The 22,028-nt window shown below is 71.6% G+C and carries 22 protein-coding genes; 11 read left to right on the forward strand and 11 right to left on the reverse strand.

What is annotated here, in order from left to right:
* Positions 1-66 precede the first annotated feature (66 nt).
* Positions 67-573: a dsRBD fold-containing protein gene (locus ACSTA4_RS14325; protein ID WP_013152978.1), complete on the forward strand. Its 507-nt coding sequence runs from the start codon at positions 67-69 to the stop codon at positions 571-573.
* A 420-nt stretch (positions 574-993) separates the two neighbouring features.
* A complete protein-coding gene (locus ACSTA4_RS14330) occupies positions 994-2,265 on the forward strand; it encodes an APC family permease (protein WP_444963973.1) in 1,272 nt (423 codons plus the stop codon).
* Here the strand turns inward: ACSTA4_RS14330 and ACSTA4_RS14335 are convergent.
* Positions 2,262-3,080, reverse strand: a complete 819-nt coding sequence (locus tag ACSTA4_RS14335) for a TioE family transcriptional regulator (protein WP_444963974.1) — start codon at positions 3,078-3,080, stop codon at positions 2,262-2,264. The genes ACSTA4_RS14330 and ACSTA4_RS14335 overlap by 4 nt on opposite strands.
* A 59-nt stretch (positions 3,081-3,139) precedes the next feature.
* On the opposite strand from ACSTA4_RS14335, the gene ACSTA4_RS14340 reads away from it, so the two are divergent.
* Complete coding sequence (locus tag ACSTA4_RS14340; RefSeq protein WP_444963975.1) at positions 3,140-4,393, forward strand: erythromycin esterase family protein; 1,254 nt, start codon at positions 3,140-3,142, stop codon at positions 4,391-4,393.
* A gap of 57 nt (positions 4,394-4,450) precedes the next feature.
* Here ACSTA4_RS14340 and ACSTA4_RS14345 read toward each other — a convergent pair whose 3' ends face one another.
* The 5 genes from ACSTA4_RS14345 to ACSTA4_RS14365 all read right to left on the reverse strand — a co-directional run bounded on the left by ACSTA4_RS14345 (position 4,451) and on the right by ACSTA4_RS14365 (position 9,155).
* Complete coding sequence (locus ACSTA4_RS14345) at positions 4,451-5,218, reverse strand: NUDIX hydrolase (protein ID WP_444963976.1); 768 nt, start codon at positions 5,216-5,218, stop codon at positions 4,451-4,453.
* A complete protein-coding gene (locus ACSTA4_RS14350; RefSeq protein ID WP_248770348.1) occupies positions 5,215-5,949 on the reverse strand; it encodes an HAD family hydrolase in 735 nt (244 codons plus the stop codon). The genes ACSTA4_RS14345 and ACSTA4_RS14350 overlap by 4 nt, the downstream gene beginning before the upstream one ends.
* Positions 5,950-6,090: 141 nt before the next feature.
* Positions 6,091-7,038, reverse strand: a complete 948-nt coding sequence (locus tag ACSTA4_RS14355) for a VWA domain-containing protein (protein WP_248770349.1) — start codon at positions 7,036-7,038, stop codon at positions 6,091-6,093.
* 82 nt (positions 7,039-7,120) lie between these two features.
* Positions 7,121-8,089: a DUF58 domain-containing protein gene (locus tag ACSTA4_RS14360; protein ID WP_444963977.1), complete on the reverse strand. Its 969-nt coding sequence runs from the start codon at positions 8,087-8,089 to the stop codon at positions 7,121-7,123.
* Between the two features lie 4 nt (positions 8,090-8,093).
* Positions 8,094-9,155 carry an AAA family ATPase gene (locus tag ACSTA4_RS14365; protein WP_444963978.1) on the reverse strand — a complete coding sequence of 354 codons (1,062 nt, stop codon included), beginning with the start codon at positions 9,153-9,155 and terminating at the stop codon, positions 8,094-8,096.
* 150 nt (positions 9,156-9,305) lie between these two features.
* On the opposite strand from ACSTA4_RS14365, the gene ACSTA4_RS14370 reads away from it, so the two are divergent.
* From ACSTA4_RS14370 to ACSTA4_RS14390, 5 genes are all read left to right on the forward strand, one after another.
* Positions 9,306-10,025 (forward strand): hypothetical protein, encoded by a 720-nt coding sequence (locus ACSTA4_RS14370; RefSeq protein ID WP_444963979.1) that lies wholly within the window; start codon positions 9,306-9,308, stop codon positions 10,023-10,025.
* Positions 10,026-10,408: 383 nt separating this feature from the next.
* A complete protein-coding gene (locus tag ACSTA4_RS14375) occupies positions 10,409-11,176 on the forward strand; it encodes a HipA family kinase (protein ID WP_212639933.1) in 768 nt (255 codons plus the stop codon).
* A complete protein-coding gene (locus tag ACSTA4_RS14380) occupies positions 11,173-11,610 on the forward strand; it encodes a DUF3037 domain-containing protein (protein WP_013152991.1) in 438 nt (145 codons plus the stop codon). The genes ACSTA4_RS14375 and ACSTA4_RS14380 overlap by 4 nt, the downstream gene beginning before the upstream one ends.
* Positions 11,611-11,754: 144 nt before the next feature.
* Entirely contained in the window at positions 11,755-13,068 is a 1,314-nt protein-coding gene (locus ACSTA4_RS14385; protein WP_444963980.1) for a multidrug effflux MFS transporter, read from the forward strand.
* A gap of 248 nt (positions 13,069-13,316) precedes the next feature.
* Positions 13,317-15,392 carry an AMP-binding protein gene (locus ACSTA4_RS14390; protein WP_444964176.1) on the forward strand — a complete coding sequence of 692 codons (2,076 nt, stop codon included), beginning with the start codon at positions 13,317-13,319 and terminating at the stop codon, positions 15,390-15,392.
* 241 nt (positions 15,393-15,633) lie between these two features.
* Here ACSTA4_RS14390 and ACSTA4_RS14395 read toward each other — a convergent pair whose 3' ends face one another.
* The 3 genes from ACSTA4_RS14395 to ACSTA4_RS14405 all read right to left on the reverse strand — a co-directional run bounded on the left by ACSTA4_RS14395 (position 15,634) and on the right by ACSTA4_RS14405 (position 18,667).
* Positions 15,634-16,281, reverse strand: a complete 648-nt coding sequence (locus tag ACSTA4_RS14395) for a LuxR C-terminal-related transcriptional regulator (RefSeq protein ID WP_013152994.1) — start codon at positions 16,279-16,281, stop codon at positions 15,634-15,636.
* The gene (locus ACSTA4_RS14400) at positions 16,233-17,564 is read right to left on the reverse strand and encodes a histidine kinase (RefSeq protein ID WP_444963981.1); all 1,332 of its coding nucleotides are present in this window, start codon (positions 17,562-17,564) and stop codon (positions 16,233-16,235) included. The genes ACSTA4_RS14395 and ACSTA4_RS14400 overlap by 49 nt, the downstream gene beginning before the upstream one ends.
* 164 nt (positions 17,565-17,728) lie before the next feature.
* Positions 17,729-18,667: a hypothetical protein gene (locus ACSTA4_RS14405; RefSeq protein WP_444964177.1), complete on the reverse strand. Its 939-nt coding sequence runs from the start codon at positions 18,665-18,667 to the stop codon at positions 17,729-17,731.
* A 165-nt stretch (positions 18,668-18,832) separates the two neighbouring features.
* On the opposite strand from ACSTA4_RS14405, the gene ACSTA4_RS14410 reads away from it, so the two are divergent.
* The 3 genes from ACSTA4_RS14410 (at position 18,833) to rnhA (ending at position 20,646) form a co-directional block, all read left to right on the forward strand.
* Complete coding sequence (locus ACSTA4_RS14410) at positions 18,833-19,276, forward strand: SMI1/KNR4 family protein (RefSeq protein WP_013152997.1); 444 nt, start codon at positions 18,833-18,835, stop codon at positions 19,274-19,276.
* A 20-nt stretch (positions 19,277-19,296) separates the two neighbouring features.
* Positions 19,297-19,956 (forward strand): peptide deformylase, encoded by a 660-nt coding sequence (gene def, locus ACSTA4_RS14415; RefSeq protein ID WP_212639929.1) that lies wholly within the window; start codon positions 19,297-19,299, stop codon positions 19,954-19,956.
* 216 nt (positions 19,957-20,172) lie between these two features.
* A complete protein-coding gene (gene rnhA, locus ACSTA4_RS14420) occupies positions 20,173-20,646 on the forward strand; it encodes a ribonuclease HI (protein WP_019607377.1) in 474 nt (157 codons plus the stop codon).
* Between the two features lie 53 nt (positions 20,647-20,699).
* Here rnhA and soxR read toward each other — a convergent pair whose 3' ends face one another.
* Positions 20,700-21,167 (reverse strand): redox-sensitive transcriptional activator SoxR, encoded by a 468-nt coding sequence (gene soxR, locus ACSTA4_RS14425; protein ID WP_047872170.1) that lies wholly within the window; start codon positions 21,165-21,167, stop codon positions 20,700-20,702.
* A 4-nt stretch (positions 21,168-21,171) separates the two neighbouring features.
* A complete protein-coding gene (locus tag ACSTA4_RS14430; RefSeq protein WP_444964178.1) occupies positions 21,172-21,870 on the reverse strand; it encodes an ABC transporter ATP-binding protein in 699 nt (232 codons plus the stop codon).
* Positions 21,871-22,028: the final 158 nt, after the last annotated feature.

Below are 22,028 nucleotides of genomic sequence, written 5' to 3' on the forward strand. Positions count from 1 at the left end.
CAACCCCGGCGCCGCGGGGCGCCGGGGTGCCGAAGATGGAGGTATCCGACGTTTGCGGGGGAACCCATGCGAGCACACGTAGGAGACCAGCTGGTGGTCGAGAGCCCGCGCGCCGACGCCCACCGCAGGACGGGCGTCGTCACCGGCGTCGGGGGGTCCGACGGGGAGCCCCCCTACCGGGTCCACTGGGCCGGCGCCGAACAGGGCCACGACGACCTGGTCTACCCGGGTCCGGACGCGCACATCGAACACCCGCCCGGCTGCACGGGCGCCAACGCAGAGGGGGCCGATGCCATGCAGACGACCAAGCGCTGGAACGTCGACGTCGTCGTCGCCGAGGAGAACGAGGGCGACAGCGCGCGCACCTGGGCCGAGGTCGGCCTGGTCGCCGACGACGGGACGGCGCTGCGGGGACACGGGATGGCCCGCAAGCACCCCACGGACCTGGACGTTCCCGAGATCGGTGAGGAGCTCGCGGTATCGCGCGCCCTGTCCGACCTCTCACGCCAGCTCCGCCAGGTCGCGGCGGAGGACATCACCGACAACACCGGAACGCCCTGGCGCCCCACCTGAACCGGTGGCGGCCCCGCGGCCGACCGCGGGGGACGGGAGCGGGCGCGGGCCCGGACCGGCGAGGGCCGGTCCGGGCCCGCCGCGCTGCGCCGGGGCGGCCACCGCCACCGCGTGGACACCGTACGGACCGATACCGGCCACCTTCGGCATGGCGGGACTGCTCCCGGTGGTCACCGGGATCGGGCACACTCGGAAGTCGGACACGACCGCCGCCCCGGCGGCGCCGCCGAGCCCCGGCCCCCGAAGCGCCGGAACCTCGCGTCGTGTCCGGTCAGGCCGCGACGGGGGAGGGTGCGCCAGCCGGGCACACGAGGTCCGCCGTCACGTCCCGAGGTACCGCTGTGCTTTACCGGAGGCGTCCGGGGAAGGGAGCGTTGCCGCCCGGCGCGAGCCGGGAGTACTCACGCAAGGGAGACCCCGTTGACCACCTCCTCCTCCGGCCCCCAGGCCAGACCCGCCCGCGTCCTGGGCACGGTCGACGCCGTCGCCATCGGCGCGGGCGCGATGCTCGGCGCCGGGGTGTTCACCGTCTTCGCCCCGGCCGCGCTCGGCGCGGGCGCCTGGCTGCCCGTGGCCATCCTCATCGCGGGGATCGTCGCCTACTGCAACGCCGTCTCCTCGGCCAGGCTCGCCGCCCGCCACCCCGAGTCCGGCGGCGCCTACGTCTACGGCCGCGAGCGCCTGGGCGAGCTGTGGGGCTACCTGGCGGGCTGGTCCTTCGTGGTCGGCAAGACCGCCTCCTGCGCGGCCATGGCGCTGACCTTCGGCGCCTACCTCCTCCCCGGCTGGGAGAAGGCCCTGGCGGCGGCCACCGTGGTCGCGCTCACCGCGCTCAACTACCGCGGGATCCAGCGCTCCACGATGGTGATCAAGATCCTGCTGGCCGCGGTCCTGGCGGTCCTGGCCGCCGTGTGCGCGGCCATGCTCCTCAGCGGTCGCCTGGCCGCCGTCGCCCAGGTGGAGGGACTGGGGCCCTGGCCCGGGTCCTTCGGTGTGCTCGGCGCCGCCGGGATGATCTTCTTCGCCTTCGCCGGATACGCCAGGGTGGCCACCCTGGGCGGCGAGGTCCGCGACCCCCGGACCACGATCCCCCGCGCCGTCAACATCGCCCTGGCCGGTGTACTGGTGCTCTACCTGGTCATCGGCACCGGGCTGCTGATCGTGCTGGGCCGCGAGCGCCTGTCCACCACCGACACCCCGATGGTCGACGCCGTCCGGGTGGCCGGGTTCGACTGGCTGGCCCCCGTGGTGGTCGCGGGCGCGGCCGTGGCCAGCCTGGGCGCCCTGCTCTCCCTCATCCTCGGGGTCTCGCGCACCACCGCCGCGATGGCCGCCGACGGGCACCTGCCCCGCTCCCTGGCCTCGGTCCACGAGCGCCACGGGGTGCCCCACCGCGCCGAGCTGCTGGTCGGCGCCGTCGTCATCGCCCTGGTCCTGGTCACCGACCTGCGCGGCGCGATCGCCTTCTCCGCCTTCGGCGTGCTGGTGTACTACGCCATCACCAACGCCTCGGCGCTGCGCCTGGGCCCCGACGAGCCCCGTCCGCCGCTGCTGGTGCCGCTGACCGGGCTGGGCGGCTGCGTCGTGCTGGCGTGCAGCCTGCCGCTGCCCACGGTCATCACCGGCATGGCGGTCCTGGCTGCGGGAGCCGGGCTGTGGTGGCTGCGCGAGCGCTTCGACCTGCGCTTCTAGACGGTTTCGCGTTCGCGCAGGTACGCCTCCAGTTCGGCGGCCCCGGCCAGCATCGCCCGCCCGCGCGCGGACAGCCGCGCCCGCCAGTCGCGCAGCGCGCCCTCCAACGGCTCCAGCCCGCCGGCCGAGCGCACCTGGTCGATCAGCGGGGCGATCTGCTCCAGCAGGTAACCGCCCCGCCTGAGCTGGTGGACCAGCAGGGCGTCGCGCACGTCGGCCCCGCCGTAGACGCGGTACCCCGTCCGAGGATCGCGGCGCGGGCGCACCAGCCCGGCGCGCTCCCACGCGCGCAGCGTCGCGGGCCGCACGCCGAGCCTGTCCGCCAGCGGCCCGATGAACGTGGCGCCGGGCTCCGCCGCCCCGGACCCCTCGTCCGGTCGTGGGGGCGCGGCCGCCCCGGCCCGCCCGCCGGAGCCGGTCCGTCCACCGGACGCGGCCGGGTCGGCGGACCGGGGCCGCGCGCCGCCCTCCAGTCCGCGCAGGGCTCCCTCCACGGCCCGCAGGGTCCGCCGGTCCTCCAGGAGTTGGGCGTGGCCCTCGTCGATCAGGCGCAGCGCCTCCTCGGTCCGGCCCCCGTTCACCGCCCGCATGATCGAGGCCGCTCCCTGGTGGCCGTGGCCGGGTAGCAGGGCCACGAACGCGCTCAGGGCCCGGGCGTGCAGCGGGGTGTAGGTGCGGTAGCCGTGGCGCGTGCGGTCGGCCGCCGGGAGGATCCCGTCCTCCTCGTAGTTCCTGACCGCCTGCGTGGACAGACTGTGCCCGCGCGCCAGGTCGATCGGCCTGAGCCGATCACCGCTTTGAAGGTTCTTAGCCATATCCCCGCCGCTGTACCGAAAAAAGCCTCAACCGTTACTTCAACGATACCGTTGAGGGTATGGACACTGTCACCAGGGACACCGCACACACCTTCGAGGCAGCCTCCGTCATGGGGCTGCTCCCGGACCGTCCGCGACTGCTCGCCCTGGGCGAGCCCACCCACGGCGAGGACGCTCTGCTCGACCTGCGCAACGACCTCTTCCGCCAGCTCGTCGAACGGGAGGGCTACCGGACGATCGCCGTCGAGAGCGACTGCCTGGCGGGCCTTGCCGTGGACGAGTACGTCACCTCGGGCACGGGCACCCTCGACCAGGCCGTGGAGCACGGGTTCAGCCATGGGTTCGGCGCGTCGGCGGCCAACCGCGAACTCGTGCGCTGGATGCGCGCCCGCAACGACGGCAGGCCCGCCGCCGAACAGGTGCGCTTCGCCGGTTTCGACGGCCCGCTGGAGATGACCGGCGCCCAGAGCCCCCGGCGGGCCCTGACCGCCCTCCACGACTACCTCGCGCGCTGGGTGGAGGCGGACCAGCTCCCGTGCGACGCGCGGACGCTGGACCGCCTGACGGGCGAGGACGCACGATGGACCAACCCCGACGCGATGCTGGACCCGGCCGAGTCCGTGGGGCGCTCGGACCAGGCCCGGGAGCTGCGCATGCTCGCCGACGACCTGGCGGCGCTGCTCGACGCGCACACGCCGCGCCTGGTCTCGGCGACCTCGCGCGAGGAATGGGACCGGGCGCGCCTGTACGCGCGCACCGCCACCGGCCTGCTGCGCTACCATTTCTGGATGGCCGACGCCTCCTCGCGGCGCATGACGCGGCTGGAGGACGTGGGGATGACGGTCGACATCTCGCCGAGCCGGATGACGCGGCTGCTGGGCCTGCGCGACCAGATGATGGCCGACAACCTCTTCGCCCTCGCCGAGCGGGGCCCGGTGCTGGTCCACGCCCACAACGCCCACCTCCAGCGCGGCGAGAGCACGATGCGCATGGGCGGGCCGCCGCTGCACTGGTGGGGCGCCGGGGCGATCGTGGGCGCCCGCCTGGGGCCCGAGTACGCCTTCCTGGCCACGGCCCTGGGCACCATCCGGCACCGGGGCGTGGACACCCCGCCCCCGGACACCGTCGAGGGCCTCCTGTACGGCCTGGGGGAGGAGCGCTGCGTGGTCGACGCGCCCCGGCTGGCCGCGGACCCGGGCAACGCGCGCCTCACGCCCCGGGTGTCCGCCTGGTTCGGCTACGCCCCGCTCGACCCGTCCCGCCTGGCCGACAGCGACGGGATCGTGTTCGTCAGGGACCTGCCGCGGAGCTGACGGCCCGCCCCGGGCGCCACCGGTGTGACGCGCCGGAGCCGGCGCCGGGCCGCGGGCTCAGGACGCGCCGGAAAGGCCCAGGTAGGCCAGGCCGCGCCGGGCCGTGGTGGACAGCCGCAGCCCGGCGACCTCACCGGGGGCGAACCAGCGCGCGTCGGCGGTCGATCCGTTCTCCTCCAGCACCCGGGCCGGGCCCGGGTCGGAGACCAGGACGCGGAAGAACGCCCACACCGCGTAGATGTCGTGGCCGCCGGAGCCCTCACGGCGGTGGCTGGACACGGTGACCAGCTCCCCGACCAGGCCGTCCTGGCCGGTCTCCTCGACCACCTCGCGGCGCAGCGCGGCCCGCACGTCCTCGCCCGCGTCCACGCCGCCGCCCGGCAGGTGCCAGGTCCCGGCGCCGGGGAACCCCTCGGCGATCAGGCTCAGCAGCACGTTCCCGCGGGGGTCGGTGACGATCCCGTAGGAGGCGAACCGGCGCAGCGGCGTCAGCCCGTTGCCGGGCGCGGACTCCTCCCCGGCCAGTTCGGCGGGGGAGGGCCGCAGACCCGTGTCCGCGGCCGAGGGCCAGGAGACCTCCGCCCCGGCCTCGGCGAACACCACCCGGTCGATGTGCAGCGGGGCGCCGCCGGGCGCGGACGCCAGCTCGGTGAGCACGTCCAGCGCGCGCAGGGGAGCGTCCGGGGCCAGGCCGCCCAGGCCGCGGACCACGTCCGCGGGGTCCTGGCCGAACAGCACGCGCGCCCCGAGCACCGCGGGCGCACCGGCGGCGACCAGGTGCGCGGTGACGCGCCGCCCCGGAACGCCCGGGGAGGCGGCGGTCACAGCGAGCCGGCGGCGGGGGCCGCGCTGGGCAGGCCCACCAGACGCAGCAGTTCGTCCAGGTTGGCGATGGTGGTCACCGACTCGAAGCGCTGGTGGCCCCGGCGGTCGATCATGATCGGGCGCATGCTCGCGGCGGCGGCGCCCACGCCGTCGGCCTGGATCTGGTCCCCCACGTGCCAGCACGCGGTGGGGTCCACGCCCAGGCGCTGGGCGGCGGTGTGGAAGATGCGCGGGTCCGGCTTGCCCGTTCCGACCGTGTCGGTGCACACCACGGCGTGGAAGTAGGGGGCCAGCTCCATGGACTGGAGCTTGGCGTGCTGGAGGGACTCGATGCCGTTGGTCACCACGGCCAGGCGGTATCCGGCCGAGGCCAGCGCGTTCAGCGACGGGATCGCGTCGGGGAAGACCTGCCACGCCGAGCGGTGGGCCTCCAGGTAGATCCGGTACAGCTCGTCGCAGTGCTGGTCGGCGAGGTCTGCGTGGCCGGCCTGGACGGCCAGGGCCCGGATGCGCTCGCGGCGCTGCTGCTCCAGGCTCAGGCGTCCGCGCAGGTAGGAACCGAAGGAGATCTCGGTCTGCACGTCCCACAGACTGCGGGCTGCTCCGAAGTCCGGGTGGCCGAGCCGGTCCATGACCGCGCGGAGCCCCGTGGACGACGCGGCGAGATCGTCGATCAGGGTGTCGTCCAGGTCAAAGCAGATCGCCGTCGGCACTGCGGGTGTGTTCGGCATCGTTCCTCATGTGATGGGCAGGACAAAACATGCCAACGCTAACCCGTGGACATAACAGGAACGGTGTAAACCCCACCTAAAGGGATGTGTCCCACGTCACCCGATGCCTGTGGGGGAGGGGGCCCGCGGGCCCCCTCCCGCTCACGGGAGCCGCTGGAACCACAGGAGTGACGTCACCGCGGTGGCCATCGCCAGGACGATCGCCACCAGCACGAAACGTGTGACGATTTCCTCGTGCACCAGCTCGGTGCCCAGGGACGAGCCGATGTCCTCGTAGACCTCGTCCAGCTCCGTCTCGCTCTCCGCCTCGTAGAAGTGCCCCCCGGTGTCCGAGGCCAGACCGCGCAGCGCCTCCTTGTCGATGTCGGCGGGCACCTGGTAGCCGTCGATCTCGATCATCGCCGCGCCCGTGCCGAACGCGATCGTGGAGACCGGCACCTCCTGCTCCGCCGCCATCGCCACGGCCTGCGAGATGTCGCGGCCACTGGTGTTCTCCCCGTCCGAGAGCAGCACGATCGCCGACGGCGGCGGGTCCACGTCCGCGTCCTCGTCGAAACTGCTGATCGACTCCAGCGAGGCGAACACCCCCTCGCCGATCGCCGTGCCCGGACCCAGCTGGAGGTTCTCGATCGACCCGATCACCGCCTGGTGGTCATGGGTGGGCGAGGAGACCACCGTCGCCGTCGAGGAGAAGGCCACCAGACCCACGTTGAACCGGTCCGGCAGCGTCTCCACGAACCCCTGGGCCGACTTCTTGGCCGCCTCCAGCCGGTTGGGGTCGATGTCGTTGGCCGCCATCGACAGCGACACGTCCACCGCCACCATGATCGTCGCCCGCTCACGCGGCTGCTGCACCGGCATCGCCGGCAGCGCCATCGAGGCGATCAGCACCCCGATCGTCACCGTGAACAGCACCGCGGGCACGTGCCTGCGCACGTCCGGCCGGTGCGGCGCCACCTGGTCCAGCAGCGCCAGGTTGGTGAAGCGCATCGTGTACTCGCGCCGCCGGGTCTGCGCGAACACGTACGCGGCGACCAGTACGACGACGAGGAGCAGCCACCACAACCTCTGGGGCTCCAGGAAGGTCATGACTCAATCCCCCGTGCCTCGGCTCTGTCCCGCGGGTCCGCGCCCGCGCCCTCGTTCGGTTCCTCGGTGGGGCCCGCCGCGCTCACCGGGGCGTTCCCGGGGTGTGGCGGGCCAGGTGGTGCGCGGTACGCCTCTGGTGCATGACGAAGCGTGCCGTATCCAGTACCCAGTCCCGGTCCGTCCGTAGCGTCAGGTGGTGCACCCCGCACCGGCGCAGCGCGTCGCGCACCGCGCGGCGCTGCCCCTCGGCCGCCTGGCGGTAGCGCTCGCGCACCGCCCGCGTCAGCCGCACGTCGCGCACCATGCCCGTACGCGGATCGCGCAGCGTCACGTCGCCCACCTCGGGCACGTCCAGCTCGCGCGGGTCGACCACCTCCACCACCAGCACCTGGTGGCGCGCGGCCAGCTGGCGCAGGGGCCGCTCCCAGGTCACCTCACCGCCGAAGGCGGGGGTGTCCAGGAAGTCGGAGACCACCACCCGCAGGCCGCGCCTGCGGCGCACCCGCACCAGGTCGCCGATGGCGTCGGCCAGGGTGGCCCGGTGCGGCGAGGGGTCGCGCTCGTCCCCCTTCGGCGCCGCGGCCACCGTGGCCAGCAGCGCCAGCAGGGCCTCCTTGCCCGACCGCGCGGGCCAGCGCCGGATCGCGCCCCGGTGCAGGAAGTGGGCGCCGAAGCGGTCGCCCACCTTCTGGGTGAGGAGGTTGGCCGCGACCATCGCCCCGACCGCCACCTCGTGCTTGGAGCGCAGGCCCGTGCCGAAGTCCATGCTCGGCGACAGGTCCAGCAGGGTCCAGCTCTCCAGCTCGCGGTCGGCGACCAGGTCGCGCACGTGCGGGGTGTCGGTGCGCGCGGTCACCGACCAGTCCATGAGCCGCACGTCGTCCTCGCCCGGCTGGTACAGGCGCGCCTCGGCCGCCTCCGAGCCCGGCCCCAGGCGCAGGCCGAGGTGCTCACCGTGCAGCAGCCCCTCCAGGCGGTGCACGATGCGCAGGTCCAGACGGCGCAGCGCGGCGCGCAGCCGGGGGTCGGTACCGATGGCGGGTGCGTTCACCGGCTCACCTCGCGGAGGCGAAGGAGGCGGTCTCCCCGCTGGGCGGCTCGTCCCAGATCACCCGCGGCGCCAGCACGGTCGACAGGATGCGGTCCACCACCTGTTCGGCGGTGATCCCGTCGGCCAGGGCGTCGAAGGTCAGCACCAGGCGGTGGGCGATGACGTCGTGGGCGAGCACCCGCACGTCGTCGGGGAGCACGTAGTCGCGCCCGCGCAGCAGGGCCAGGGCCCGCGCGGCCGAGACCAGGCCCAGGGTGGCGCGGGGGCTGGCCCCCATCTCCAGCACCTGGCGCAGGTCCGGCATCTGGTGGTTCTCCGGCTCGCGCGTGGCCATGACCAGCCGCACCACGTAGTCGGCGATGAGCTGGTGGACGTGGACGCGCTGGGCGTCGGACTGCAGCTCGCTCAGGGTGACGGGGTCGAGCACCTGGTGCGCGGTGGGCGGGGTGGTCGACATCCGGCGCAGGATCTCCATCTCCTCGTGCGCGCGCGGATGGCGGACGTTGACCTTCATCAGGAACCGGTCGCGCTGGGCCTCGGGCAGCGGGTACACGCCCTCGGACTCGACCGGGTTCTGTGTGGCGATGACGATGAACGGGGAGGGGAGCGGGTGGGTGGTCCCGCCCAGGGACACCTGCCGCTCGGCCATGACCTCCAGCAGGGCCGACTGCACCTTGGCCGGGGCCCGGTTGATCTCGTCGGCGAGCACGAAGTTGGCGAAGACCGGCCCCAGCTCCACGTCGAACTGCTCGGTGGAGGGATGGTAGATGCGCGTGCCGACGATGTCGGAGGGCACCAGGTCCGGGGTGAACTGCACGCGGGCGAACGAACCCCCGGTGACCTTGGCCAGGGTGGACACCGCCAGGGTCTTGGCGATGCCGGGCACGCCCTCGATCAGGCAGTGCCCTCCCGCGACCAGGGCGATGAGGGAGCGCTCCACCATGCGCTCCTGGCCCACGATCACCCTGGACACCTCGTGCAGCGCGGCGCGCAGCAGCCGGGTCGGTTCGCCCGGAGCGCTGTCCGGGCCCGCGGAGGGCGTTGAGCCGTTTGCGCTCTCTGCCATGTGCCGCCTTCCTAGCAGGGAGCCCCGACGCGGGGGCACCGGATAGGTTGTGGATCACTCACCTGTGGTGACACTACCCGTTTCGCGGGCACCAGTCCGGTACACAACGCGGCGAAGCGGACGGCCGGAGTGGAGGGCAAGGGGGATGACATGGCGGTTCCCACGATGGGGCTGAACGAGGGTGATCCACGTCAACTGGGCGGATACCGCCTGCTGGGGCGGGTGCGCGACTCCTCCCTCGGGGTGGTCTACCTGGGCAGGGACGGGTCCGGGAACCAGGTGAGCGTCGCCGTGCTCGACTCCGGCGCCGCAGGTGACGGCGGCGCGCGCGAGCGGTTCGCCGAGGCTGTGCGCCGCAGCCCCGACGTGGTCGCGGCCCGCACGCACGGGCGCTCGGCGCTGTGGGTGGCCCTGGTCCACGACGGGTCGGGCGCGGCGGCGGAGGACTTCCTCAAGGTGGCGGCGCGCTCGGGCCGGGCGGCCGCGCGCGGCCCGGTGGTGATGCCGCACTGGGCGGGCTCGCGCGGTCCCGTCTCGGTGCGGTGGGCGCCCTGGGCCGGGCGCAGGGACAGCGCCGTGGCGGCGGGGGAGAGCAACTGGTGGCTGATCGGCGGACTGGGCCTGGTGCTGGTGCTCATCCTGCTGCTGGTGTCGCTGCTGTACTGGTGGATGCTCCAGTTCCCGCCGCCGGAGATGCCCAGTCCGGCTCAGCCCCCCGAGGCGCAGGAGAGCCCGGAGAGCCCGCAGGGGCCGGGGACGCTCCCGGGCGAGGAGGAGGGCGAGGGAGGGGGAGCGGAGCCGACGCCGGTCATGCCCACGCCGGGGGAGGGCGACGGCGAGTGGGGCGACAACCCCGAGGACAACCTCTAGCGGGGGGGGGGGGGGGGGGGGGGGGGGGGGGGGGGGAGTACGCGGCTCGGGAAGCGCGCAAGGGGTCCGGTGCCGGAACCGGACCCCTTCCTTGCACCTAATATAAATCTACGTCGTACAGGTGGCGGTTTCTTTTCTGAAAAACAAGAAAAACATGAGATCGCGCGGCTACGCCGCACGGTCCTACTGATCTCCCTTCCGGAAGCGGTTCGGCGTGTCGCGGCGGTCCGGGGACGTCGCCTAGAACGTGTTCAGCGTCCTTTAGTGGCGCTGCCGGGAGGCGGTTCCGGTGCGGCGCAGGGGCGAGAGGCCGCGTGCCTCTGCGTCCGGCTCAGCGGCGGGTCCGTCGCCGAGCCGGTGCGCGGGCGCTCCGCGGGCTGCCTATGCTGGTCCGCGTGCTGAGAAAGGTGGTCGCGACGCGGTACGTGCTGCCGCTGCGCGAAGGAGGTTCGCTCCCGGGGTTGGTCGAGGCCGACGACCTGGGCATGTACGTGGTCAAGTTCCTCGGGGCGGGGCAGGGGCGCAAGACGCTCGTGGCCGAGGTCGTCGCGGGGGAGTTGGGCCGCGCCCTGGGCCTGCCCGTTCCGGAGCTGGTCACGACGGAGTTCGACGCGGTGATCGGCCGCAGCGAGCCCGACCCCGAGGTGCAGGAGCTGCTCAAGGCCAGCGGCGGGCTCAACCTGGGGATGGACTTCCTCCCCGGTTCGCTGGGCTTCGATCCGCTGACCTTCGAGGTGGACCGGGGGTTCGCCGGGCGGGTGCTGTGGTTCGACGCCCTGACCGGCAACGTGGACCGGTCCTGGCGCAACCCGAACATGCTGCTGTGGCACGGCCGCCCCTACCTGATCGACCACGGTGCGACGCTGATCTTCCACCACAACTGGGCCAACGCCGAGCGGTTCGTGCACCGCCCCTACGACGCCTCCGACCACGTGCTGTCGGGTGCTTCGCCGGACCTGGCCGCCGCGGACGCGGACCTGGCGCCCTTGGTGGACGAGGGTCTGCTGCGTCGTGTGGTGGAGCTGGTGCCGGACGAGTGGCTGGTGGACGAGCCCGGGTTCGACGGTCCCGGGGATGTGCGTGAGGCGTACGTGCGGTACCTGCTGGCCCGGGTGGCCGAGCGTTCCTGGCTGCCGGAGGTGACGGTATGAGCGCCCCGAGGCGTTACAGCGACGCGGTGACGACCGGTCGTGTGGGTGAGCGGCGTGAGCGTGCGGTGTTCGAGTACGCGCTGTTGCGGGTGGTGCCGCGGTTGGAGCGCGGTGAGTGCGTGAACGCCGGGGTGATCGTGTACTGCCAGGAGCGGGGGTTCCTGGGGGCTCGTTCGGCGTTGGACGAGCGGCGGTTGCTGGCGGTGGACGCTGAGGCGGACGTGGCGGGTGTGCGGCGTGCGCTGGAGGCGGTGGAGGTGATGTGCCGTGGCGGTGCGGGGGCGGGTGCGGCCGGTCGTGAGCGCCCCGGTCAGCGGTTCCGGTGGTTGACGGCTCCGCGGAGCACGATCGTGCAGCCGGGGCCGATTCACGGTGGTTTGACGGAGGACCCGGAGGGCGAGGTCGTGCGGTTGCTGGACCGGCTCGTAAGGTAACCGTCCGGGCCGTAACGGACATCACAGGCGTTCTGGGGGATAAAGAGGAGGCGATCCGCGGGGTCGGGATGTTGGTATGGGAGTGTCCGTCGTCGGCGGGGCTCCTCCTTCCGGCGCTTTTCCCGTTCCTGAACTGGAGTGCCTGTGCAGTCCCCGAACTCCCCCTCCGCGGTCCCTGACCGGGAGGCGGTCGAGAGGTCCTCTTCCCCTGTCCCGGTTTCTTCCCCCGCCCCCGCGCCGGAGGCGGGTGGGCGCTGGACGCCCTCGCGCAAGTCGGTGGCGCTGCTGGTGCTGGTCCTGGGTGTGCTGACGGCGACCGGGCCGTTGGCGACCGACATGTACCTCCCGGCGTTCCCCCAGATCACGCGGGATCTGGGGACGAGCGAGGCGCAGATCCAGCTGACGCTGACGGCGATGATGCTGGGTCTGGCCGTGGGCCAGCTGGTGATCGGGCCGTTGAGTGACGCGGTGGGCCGTCGTGGTCCGCTGTTGGTGGGCGTGGCCCTGTTCACGGTGACGTCGGTGCTGTGCGTGTTCGTGCCGGACGTGACGTTGTTCATCGCGCTGCGGTTCGTGCAGGGTGTGGCCGGTGCGGCGGGTGCGGTGATCGGTCGTGCGGTGGTGCGTGACCTGTTCGCGGGTGATGACGCGGTGCGGTTCTTCTCGCGTCTGGCGCTGGTGATGATGCTTGCTCCGCTGTTGGCTCCGTTGGCGGGTGCGCAGTTGCTGCTGGTGGGTCCGTGGCAGTTGAGTTTTTGGGTGCTGGCGGTGATGTCGGCGCTGAGCTTCGTGCTGGTGTTGGTGTGGTTGCCGGAGAGCCTGCCGGTTGAGGACCGTCGTCGGCAGGGTCCTCGTCAGTTGGTGGCGACGGTGGGTGGTCTGCTGCGTCAGCCGCGTTTCGTGGGTCCCGTGCTGACGATGGGGCTCAGTTTCGGGATGTTGTTCACGTACGTGTCGGCGTTCTCGTTCGTGTCGCAGACGGAGTTCGGTGTCTCGCCGCAGTTGTACGCGGGGCTGTTCGCGGTGAACGCGCTGGGGATGATGGCGGGTACGCAGCTGAACGGTTTCCTGGTGGGTCGTGTGGAGACGCTGCGGCGCCTGGGGATGGGGCTGGTGCTGGCTCTTTCCTCGGTGGGTGTGTTGGCGGTGTTGGCGGTGCTGGGTGTGGCCCAGTTGTGGATGGTCGTGTCGTTGCTCGCGTTGATGATGCTCAGTGTCGGGTTCATCATGCCGAACGCGACGGTGACGGCTCTGGACGGGCAGCCGGCGGCTGTGGCGGGTACGGCTTCGGCGTTGATGGGTGCGTTGCAGTTCGCGCTGGGCGGTGGCGTGGCGTCGCTGGCGGGGCTGACGGAGACGGGTGAGCCGTCGTTGGTGAGTATGGCGGTGGTGATGGTGTCGGTGGCGGTGCTGTCGTTGCTGGCGTATGTGTGGTCGGTGCGCACGAAGGTGCGGTGAGCGTTTTTCGGTGGTGTGGGCCCGGTGCTGTGAGTGGGGCGCCGGGCCCTGCGTGTGTGGTGCCGGGTCGGGCGGGTTGTGGCCGCGGGGTGGGCTGGGGCGTGGCGGGTCTGCGTTCCGGGTTGCCGTGTGGTGGGGAAATGGGCACAGTAGGTCGCAATCCCCCGATTGAGGTGGGCCTGTCCGGCCTGTCTTCCGATGCGGCAAGAGGATGAGTGGGTATGGGCGGTCCGAGTGTCACTCCTGGTATGTGGGCTCGGGGTCTTTCCGGGCTGAGCGACCTGGTGTACGGGGTGGCCACGGAGGAGGCCCATGCGGAGGTGTTCTCCGTGCGCGGTGAGCGCGGCCGGTGGGAGCGGGTGAAGGCCGGCGGGTTCGCCACGGAGGTGACGGCGGTCGCCAAGGGGCTGGTGGCGGCCGGTGTGGGTGAGGGCGACCGGGTCGTGGTGGTGTCGGGGTCGCACCAGGACTGGGTGCGGTTGGCGTTCGCCGTGTGGTCGGTGCGTGCGGTGCTGGTGCCGTTGCCGGAGTCGGTGTCGGCGGAGCGTTTGACGCATGTGGTGCGGCAGACGCGTCCGGCGGCCGCGGTGGTGCAGGGCGAGCGGTCGTTGCGCACGGTGTCGGGTTTGCAGCGTGAGTTGCCGGACCTGGGCCGGGTGTGGCGGATGGACGCTGGTCTGCCGGGTGTGGTGTCGCTGGGTGCGTACATGGACGCGTCGTCGGTGCGGTTTCGTCGGGACGGGGCTGTGGCCGAGGACGTGGCGGTGGTGCTGTATCCGGTGAGTACGGTGTCGCGGCTGACGCGGGGTGTGGTGTTGTCGCACGGGGCGTTGTTGTCGGCGGCGGCGGATGTGGTGGACCGGATGTGGCCGCGGTTGTCGGAGTTGCCTGAGGGTCGGGCGAGTACGTTGTTGGATCTGCCGTTGTCGCAGATCTCGGGGTTGGCCGCGTTGGTGGCGTGCATGGTGGGGCGTGTGCGTGTGGGGTTGGCGGGTCCGACGGGGTTGATGCGGCAGGTGGAGGCGTTCAAGCCGACGGTGCTGGTGTGTTCGGCCCGGGTGTTGGAGGGTGTCTTCGACGTCGAGCGGGGGAGTGCGCGTTCGACGGGGTGGGACTCGTTGGGCACGTTCAACGCGGCGGTGGAGTCGGCGGTGCAGTTCGACCGGTCGCCGCGCAGGAGTGCGTGGCAGCGGTTGTCGCGGTCGATGTATGACTGGCAGTTCTCGCGGGTGCGGGAGTTGTTCGGTGGCCGGGTGCATCTGGCGGTGTGCTGGGGTGGTGGGCTGTCGGACCGGTTGGACTCCTTCTTCGGGGGTGTGGGGATTCCGGTGGTGCAGGCGTTCGGTACGGCCGAGGCGGCGGGTGTGTTCACGGCCGGCGCTGTGGGGGACCGGGTTCCGGGGACGGTGGGGCGTGCCCTGGAGGGTCGTGAGGTGTGGGTCTCGCGTGAGGGTGAGATCCATGTGCGCGGCGGTGCGGTGTTCTCGGGGTACTGGGGTGAGGGTGAGGCCTCGCGGAGCGCGTTCCGTGAGGGGTGGTTGGCGACCGGGTACGCGGGTGAGGTGGACGCGGACGGGGTCGTGAGTGTGGCGGGCCGGTTGCGGGTGCAGGCGGCGACGGAGGAGTTGGCGGGGCGGTTCGTGGCGCGCGGGGTGGATGAGGCGCCCGCGTTGGAGGGCCGTGTGCTGGAGGGGCCTGAGGAGCGTGCCCTGGAGGGGCGGCCGGTGCGGGAGCGGCGTGGCTCTGAGGAGGGTGTGCGTCGGCGGGAGGCGCCCGCGTTGGAGGCCGCGGTGGAGCAGGAGCCCGGTGAGGGCTCGGGGGAGATGTTGGCGGTGACGGCCGCCTTCGCCGCGGTGGATCCGGCCGGGGGCGGGGAGCCCGCGGTGGCGGAGGCGCTGGAGCAGCGTGTGGAGCGGGGGGACGCGGAGCTGGTGGCGGAGTTCGAGGCGCGGTTGCGTGCTCATCCGCTGATCAGTCAGGTGTTGGTGATCGTGGAGGGGCGGCCGTTCGCGAGTGCGTTGGTGACGTTGGTGCGTGACCAGTTGGAGTACTGGCGGTTGGTGAACGGTCGGCCGTTGGCGATGGCTGCGGAGGAGATCGCGGGGGATCGTGATCTGCTGCGTGAGGTGCAGGGGTTGGTGTACGAGGCCAATCGGAGTGTGCCGCGTCATCTGGCGGTGCGGTCGTTTCATGTGTTGGCGGAGGAGTTCACGGTGCAGTCGGGGTTGGTGCACGCGTCGGGGGAGTTGCGGCGTGAGGCGGTGCTGCGGGCGTTCTCGGAGGAGATCGACGGGTTGTACCGGGTGCGTCGTGAGCAGCAGTAGGGGGTAGTGGGCGGCGGTGTTGGAGGCCGCGGTTCGGACCGGGTGGTCTGGGCCGCGGCCTTTGGTGTGTGTACTGCGGTCAGTGCGGTCACGCCGGTGTATCCGTGGAGTGTCCGGGTTCGGGGGTCGGGCGCGGTGGCCGCGGTGCTGTTGGCGCGGTACCTGGTGTTGACCGCTGTGGGTGCACGGGCGCGGTCCGGTGGGGCGGGTTCTGGGCGCCGAGGGGGTGTGATCGGGGTGGTTACTGGCCGTTGAGGAAGGCCAGGACGGCTAGGACGCGGCGGCTGTCGTCGGAGGAGGGCGGTAGGTCGAGTTTGGTGAAGATGTTGTTGATGTGCTTGCTGACGGCTTTTTCGGTGATGTAGAGGCGTGCGGCGATGGCGGAGTTGGAGCGTCCTTCGGCCATTTCGGACAGGACTTCGCGTTCGCGGGGGGTGAGTTGGGCCAGGGGGCCGCTCTGGTCCTGGCGGGCGAGGAGTTGGGAGATGACGGCGGGGTCCATGGCGGTGCCGCCGTCGGCGACGCGGCGGACGGCTTCGATGAACTGGCCGATGTCGAAGACGCGGTCCTTGAGGAGGTAGCCGACGCCGCCGGTGTCGTCGGAGAGCAGTTCGCGGGCGTAGAGCTGTTCGACGTGCTGGGAGAGCACGAGGATGGGCAGGCCGGGGATCTGGGTGCGGGCGGCGATGGCGGCTTGGAGGCCTTCGTCGGTGAAGGTGGGGGGTAGGCGTACGTCGACGACGGCGACGTCGGGTTTGTGTTCGGTGAGGGCGGTGTGGAGGTCGGGGCCGTTGTCGACGGCGGCGACGACGGTGAAGTCGTGTGCCTGGAGGAGGCGGATCAGTCCGTCTCTGAGGAGGGCAAGGTCTTCGGCGATGACAACGCGCACGGGATCTCCAGGGTCACGATGGTGGGGCCGCCCGGTGGGCTGGTGATGTTCATCGTGCCATCAAAGGCGTCCAGGCGTCGGCGGATGCCGGCCAGGCCGCTGCCGGGGGCGGGGGTGGCGCCGCCGGTGCCGTTGTCGGTGATGGTGATGACGAGGCGGTTGCGGCCGTGGTTGATGTGGATCCAGGCGTGGGTGGCGTGGGCGTGTTTGGCGGTGTTGGTGAGGAGTTCGGCGATGGCGAAGTAGGCGGCGGATTCCACGGGGTCGGCGGGGCGGCCGTGGAGGTGGATGGTGACGGTGATGGGGAGGTGGTGGGTGAGGGCGAGGGCGTGGACGGCGCCGTCGAGGCCGCGTTCGACGAGGACGGGTGGGTGGATGCCGCGGACGAGGTCGCGGAGTTCGGTGAGGGCGTGGCGGGTGGTTTCGCGGGCTTCGGTGAGCATGGCGCGGGCGGTTTCGGGGTCTTTTTCGACGATTTGTTCGGCCATGCCGAGGTTCATGCCCAGGGCGACGAGGCGGGCTTGGGCGCCGTCGTGGAGGTCGCGTTCGATGCGGCGGATCTCTGAGGCCTGGGTGTCGATGGTGTGGGCGCGGCTGGTGGCCAGGTGGGCGACGCGGGCGGTGAGTCGGGTTTTTTCGGAGGGGGAGAGCAGGAGGCGGTTGAAGCGCAGGTAGGTGTCGGCGGCCAGGGGGATGAGGAGCCAGCCCAGGGTGATGAGGGCCAGGGCCGGGATGAGGATGATGAGTTGGTTGAGGGTGGTGGTGGGGGTGTAGGTGTCGTAGAGGGTGGGGCCGGTGAGGTTGAGGGCGAAGAGGAGTTGTTCGATGCCGTGGGCGATGAGGGTGAGGGGGATGGCGACGAGGAGGAAGCTGGCGGGTGCGGAGATGAGCCAGAGCAGGTCTCTCCAGGTGGCGGGGTCGGTGATGATGGCGGTGCCGCGGCGGGTGATGCCGGTGGGGGGGATGGGGCGGTAGGCGGAGGCGATGGGGCGGTGCAGGGGGCGGGGGGTGGGTGCGGGCAGGCCGGGGGTGGTGCGGCCTCGGGGGGTTTTGCTGTTTTTGATGAGCAGGTGGCTGAGGGTGCGGCGTTGGCTGTCGGCGAGGGTGCGTAGGAGGAGGGCGGTGAGGATGACGAAGGGCAGGCCGATCCAGGTCAGGGTGAGTACGGCCGAGAGGACGACGAGGGGGAGTAGCAGGAGGGCGGCGATGTTCTGGGAGAGCAGGAGGAAGAGGTAGGCCAGGGTGGTGAGGCGGCCTGCGCGTTGGTGGGGTGCGGTGGCCATGGGTGGTTCTTCCGTTCCTGCGCTCGTGGGTGCTGGTGTCTATTGTGTCCTGTTCGCGGGTGTGGGCGCGGTGGTGTGGGCTCCCCTGTCGTGGGGGTGGGGGCAGTGGTCAGGAGGGCTCCCGGTCAGTGCGGGAGCCCTCCTGAGCGGTGTGTTCGGGGCTTTTAGGGCCAGCGCATGTCGGTGGCGGGGCCCAGGTCGCTGACGCGGGTGCTGCTGTGGGCGTCCAGGGCCTTCTTGAGCTGGTCCCAGGACTGTTGGGGGGTGTTGTCGGTGTTGTTGCAGGTGCGCTGTTGGCAGGCGGTGTGCTGGGACATGGCTCCGGCGAAGCGCAGGGGGTCGTCGGCGTTGGTGTGGCCCCAGCGGCTGATGTTGGCCCACTGGTCGGCCTGGATGCCGTCGGTGCGGTAGATCTGGGGGATGACGTGGACGCGGGGGTTGCCTCCGCCGGCCATGTGGTGGACGTCGGCCAGGCGCCAGCCGTTGGCGCAGTCGCCCGAGCCGGTGGTAGGGCAGGAGTCGGCGGAGTTGGCGGCGTAGAGCGGTGTGGTGGTGGCCTGGGTGTAGGCGGCGAGCCAGTCGCGGGCCCAGGCGGGGGTGGACCAGGAGGGTTCGGCGTCCAGGGCGGCGGTGATGGTGACGGCCTCGGTGGTGGAGGCGTCTTGGGTGGTGGTGACCAGGTCGGCCCAGCGCTGTCCGGCGTGGGTGCCGGTGACGCCGCCGTCGTCCTTGTTGTTGACGCCCAGGGCCAGGTGGGCGGTGGCCTGGCCGGTGCGGCACTCGGTGAAGCCCTGGGCCCAGTGGTGGGCGTAGGCGGCGGCCTTGCTGTAGGCGGAGCGGGGTGTGGTGGAGTTCGCCGAGGTGCCGGGTTCGCGTAGGGTGTCGTTCTTTTCCTGGGTGCCGAAGAAGAGGATGCGCGGGCCGGTGGCGCCGGTGCGTCCTTCGGTGCATCCGGCTTCGTGGGCCTGGGTGGAGGTGGCGTTGGTGAGGGGGACGTAGCGGCTGGTGGTGTGGCCGGGGTAGGCGGCGGTGGTCGCGGTGGTGGCGTGGGTCGGCGTGCCCAGGGCGGTCAGGGCGGCGGCGAGCGCGGTGGTGGCGAGCATGCGTGCGGTGGAAGCCATGGGGTCATTGTGTGGGATAGTGATCGGTTGCGCACGCATCGTGATATGGGTGGCGTGTTCGGGATTTGGGGTGGTGCGGCGCCCGCGGGTTCGGGTTTTTGGCGCAACTCGCCGCCGACGATTTCCCGTGGGTTGCCACGACCTGTGATGATCAGGAGTGTGTGGCGTGAACTGATCCTGGAGATGTATCCCGAGGCCGATCTGAGCGATCCGGCCGATGAGGTGACCCTGGCCGAGGTGGAGAAGCACCTGATGCTGCCCCTGCCCTTCGAGCTGGCCTCGTTGCTGCGCGAGACCGACGGGGTGACCAACGAGTACGGGGACGCGGTGGTGTGGAGTGCGCGGCGTCTGGTGGAGGACAACCTGGCGATGCGCCGGGAGCCGGACTATCTGGAGCTGTACGCGCCCTTCGACGAGATGATCTTCTTCGGTGACTCCGACATGGGGCCGCAGTTCGCCTACGTGCACACCGACTACGGTCCGGGGATCGTGGTGTGGGACCATGAGAGTGACCGGCGACGCCTGGTGGTGGTGTCGTTGCGCGACTACCTGGCGCGGTGTCTGATCCAGGGCAACTCCTGGTTTCGTTGAAGTGTGGTGAGAGTAGGACCATGTCGGAGCATGGCGGGGTTGGCGTCGTCGTTCAGGGCCGGGAGGTCGCGGATTTTCCCGAGTGGGCTCCGGAGGCGGCGCGCGGCCGGGTGCGGCGGATCACCGTGACGGGTGAGGAGGTGCTGCACCGGCGTGGTGTGGATGTGGCGCCGCAGATGTTGGGCTCGGCGGAGTTGGCCGCTCTCATCGACGACATGTTCGTGACGATGTACGCGGCCGAGGGTGTGGGGTTGGCGGGCAGCCAGGTGGGTGTGGACCTGCGGGTGTTCGTCTATGACTGCCCTGATGATGACGGTGTGCGTCATGTGGGGCACGTGGTCAACCCGGTGTTGGACGAGCGTGATCCCGATGACGCGGTGGTGGTGGAGTCGGAGGGGTGTTTGTCGGTTCCGGGGCCGCACGCGGATCTGGGGCGGGTCGAGCACGCCACGGTGCGGGGGGTGGACCGCGACGGTGAGCCCGTGGTCGTCAGCGGCAGCGGGTACTTCGCCCGGTGTCTGCAGCACGAGACCGATCACACGCTGGGCCGGTTGTACGTGGACCGGTTGAGTGCGCGTGAGCGCAAGCGGGTGCTGAAGAAGATGAACGAGATGGCCAACGACGTGTTCGCGCGTCGTGAGGAGCGGGCCGAGGAGCTGGCGAGGGAGTTGGCCGGCTGATCTGGGCTGCGTGTGGGGGTGTTCCGGGTGCGGAACGCCCCTTTTTTGTGGTGCGGGGGTGGTTGGTTGGGGCGGGTGTGGAGGGTCCTTTGGTTGGGTCGGCGGGCCGAAGTGGCGGGTGCGGGGGCTCCATTGGGGGTGATTGGCTCCTTTTGTGGCCCCGTTGGCGGGGGTTGTGGCCTTTTCGTGACCGTGGGGGGCGGTAGATTGCCCGGCATGCGTAACGGGGACGAGGTCGGCCAGGAGCCGACGCAGCGGGTGGTCATCTACACCGACGGGGCGTGCAGCGGTAACCCCGGTCCGGGCGGGTGGGGGGTGTGGCTGCGCTACGGCGGCCACGAGAAGGAGCTGTACGGGGGTGAGGCGCAGACCACCAACAACCGGATGGAGCTGATGGCGGCGATCCGGGCGCTGGAGAGCCTGCGCCAGCCGCTGCCGGTGCTGGTGCACACCGACTCCTCCTACGTGCGCAACGGGATCACCTCGTGGCTGCACGGGTGGAAGCGGCGGGGCTGGCGCACGGCCGACAAGAAGCCGGTCAAGAACGTGGACCTGTGGCAGCGCCTGGACGAGGTCGCCTCGCGCTATGAGGTGGAGTGGCGCTGGGTGCGCGGGCACAGCGGGGACGAGGGCAACGAGCGCGCCGACGCGTTGGCGCGGCGCGGACGCGACGAGGCCGCCGGGGTGTAGGGGCGGTGCGGGGAGGGCGGCGAACGCGGGTGTTCGCCGCCCTCCCCGTGTGTTCAGCCGCTCTCGCGGGCCAGGGCGTTGACCATCAGGCGGCGCGGGCCGGGGCCGGCGGAGGCCAGGGCGTCGTCGGGGTTGGACAGGGTGCAGGTGTCCAGGGACAGGCAGCCGCAGCCGATGCAGTTGGTCAGGTCGTCGCGCAGGCGGATGAGTTGGCTTATGCGGGCGTCGAGTTCGGTGCGCCACTGCTGGGACAGGCGGGCCCAGTCGTCACGGGTGGGGGTGCGGTTGTCGGGCAGGGTGTCCAGGGCCTGGCGGATACGTGCCAGGGGCATGCCCACGCGTTGGGAGATGCGGATGAAGGAGACCCGGCGCAGGGTGTCGCGGCGGTAGCGGCGCTGGTTGCCGGCGGTGCGGCGGCTGTGGATCAGGCCCTGGCGTTCGTAGAAGTGCAGGGCTGAGACGGCGACTCCGGCGCGTTCGGCCACCTGGCCGACGGTGAGTTCCTTGACGATGGGTGCCACGTGTTCATCCTAGGGCGTGGCCGGTGGTGCGGTGGGTGCCGGTGAGGGCGTACAGGCGTGCGTAGGCGCCGCCGCGGACCAGGAGTTGGTGGTGGGTTCCGGTTTCGGTGACGCGTCCCTTGTACAGGAGCAGGATGCGGTCGGCGGTGCGGGCCAGGGTGGGTTGGCGGGTGAGGGTGAGCAGGCCGGTGTCGGGGGTGGTGGGCGGGTGGGCCTGGTCGTGGGCGGGTGGGGCGGTGAGCACGAGCAGGCGGGTGTTGGTGCGTTGGGCGTAGAGGGCGCGGGCCTGGTGGACGCGGGGGAGCAGGGCGGGGGGTAGGGCGTCCAGGGGTGTGTGCAGGCGGTGTGGTTCCAGGCGGGTGTGGGTCAGGGCGTGGGCCAGGTGGGGGTCGTCGGCTCGGGGTGTGTTCTGGCCGGTGATGGTGTGGGCCAGGGTGGGGCGGGGGGTGAGCAGGTGGGGGCGGGTGTGGGTGGTCAGGCGTCCGTGGGTGGGGGTGGTCTGGCCGGTGAGCAGGCGGGTCAGCGCGGTGGTGGCCTGGTCGGTCAGGCCGACCAGGGCCACGTGTTCGCCGGGGTGCAGGGTCAGGTCGAGGTGGTCCAGGTGGGGGGTGAGGGACACGTCGTGGAACTCCACCAGGGGTGGCAGGGGGGTGGTGCTGGGGTGGGTGGTGCTGCGGAGCTTGCCTCGGTGGGAGATCCTCACGGGTGTCCGTTCGTGTGGTGTGGTCGTCACCAGCCTGGGATTGTCCTGCGCGGGTGAGAGTTCTCGTGATCTGTTCGTGTCCTTGGTCTCGCTGGGTGGAACGGCTGGTGGGGCTGGTTGGTTCCCGGTGGCGGCAGGAAGGGTGGGGGCCGGGTGGG

It is taken from the genome of Nocardiopsis sp. M1B1 (assembly GCF_052466615.1).

What these genes read in the sequence shown, in the direction of transcription:
- ACSTA4_RS14325 (WP_013152978.1), top strand. Translation starts at nt 67, where the DNA reads ATGCGAGCACACGTAGGAGACCAGCTGGTGGTCGAGAGCCCGCGCGCC.
- ACSTA4_RS14335 (WP_444963974.1), bottom strand. Translation starts at nt 3,080, where the DNA reads ATGGCTAAGAACCTTCAAAGCGGTGATCGGCTCAGGCCGATCGACCTG.
- ACSTA4_RS14340 (WP_444963975.1), top strand. Translation starts at nt 3,140, where the DNA reads ATGGACACTGTCACCAGGGACACCGCACACACCTTCGAGGCAGCCTCC.
- ACSTA4_RS14350 (WP_248770348.1), bottom strand. Translation starts at nt 5,949, where the DNA reads ATGCCGAACACACCCGCAGTGCCGACGGCGATCTGCTTTGACCTGGAC.
- ACSTA4_RS14355 (WP_248770349.1), bottom strand. Translation starts at nt 7,038, where the DNA reads ATGACCTTCCTGGAGCCCCAGAGGTTGTGGTGGCTGCTCCTCGTCGTC.
- ACSTA4_RS14365 (WP_444963978.1), bottom strand. Translation starts at nt 9,155, where the DNA reads ATGGCAGAGAGCGCAAACGGCTCAACGCCCTCCGCGGGCCCGGACAGC.
- ACSTA4_RS14370 (WP_444963979.1), top strand. Translation starts at nt 9,306, where the DNA reads ATGGCGGTTCCCACGATGGGGCTGAACGAGGGTGATCCACGTCAACTG.
- ACSTA4_RS14375 (WP_212639933.1), top strand. Translation starts at nt 10,409, where the DNA reads ATGCTGGTCCGCGTGCTGAGAAAGGTGGTCGCGACGCGGTACGTGCTG.
- ACSTA4_RS14380 (WP_013152991.1), top strand. Translation starts at nt 11,173, where the DNA reads ATGAGCGCCCCGAGGCGTTACAGCGACGCGGTGACGACCGGTCGTGTG.
- ACSTA4_RS14390 (WP_444964176.1), top strand. Translation starts at nt 13,317, where the DNA reads ATGTGGGCTCGGGGTCTTTCCGGGCTGAGCGACCTGGTGTACGGGGTG.
- ACSTA4_RS14400 (WP_444963981.1), bottom strand. Translation starts at nt 17,564, where the DNA reads ATGGCCACCGCACCCCACCAACGCGCAGGCCGCCTCACCACCCTGGCC.
- ACSTA4_RS14405 (WP_444964177.1), bottom strand. Translation starts at nt 18,667, where the DNA reads ATGCTCGCCACCACCGCGCTCGCCGCCGCCCTGACCGCCCTGGGCACG.
- ACSTA4_RS14410 (WP_013152997.1), top strand. Translation starts at nt 18,833, where the DNA reads ATGATCAGGAGTGTGTGGCGTGAACTGATCCTGGAGATGTATCCCGAG.
- def (WP_212639929.1), top strand. Translation starts at nt 19,297, where the DNA reads ATGTCGGAGCATGGCGGGGTTGGCGTCGTCGTTCAGGGCCGGGAGGTC.
- rnhA (WP_019607377.1), top strand. Translation starts at nt 20,173, where the DNA reads ATGCGTAACGGGGACGAGGTCGGCCAGGAGCCGACGCAGCGGGTGGTC.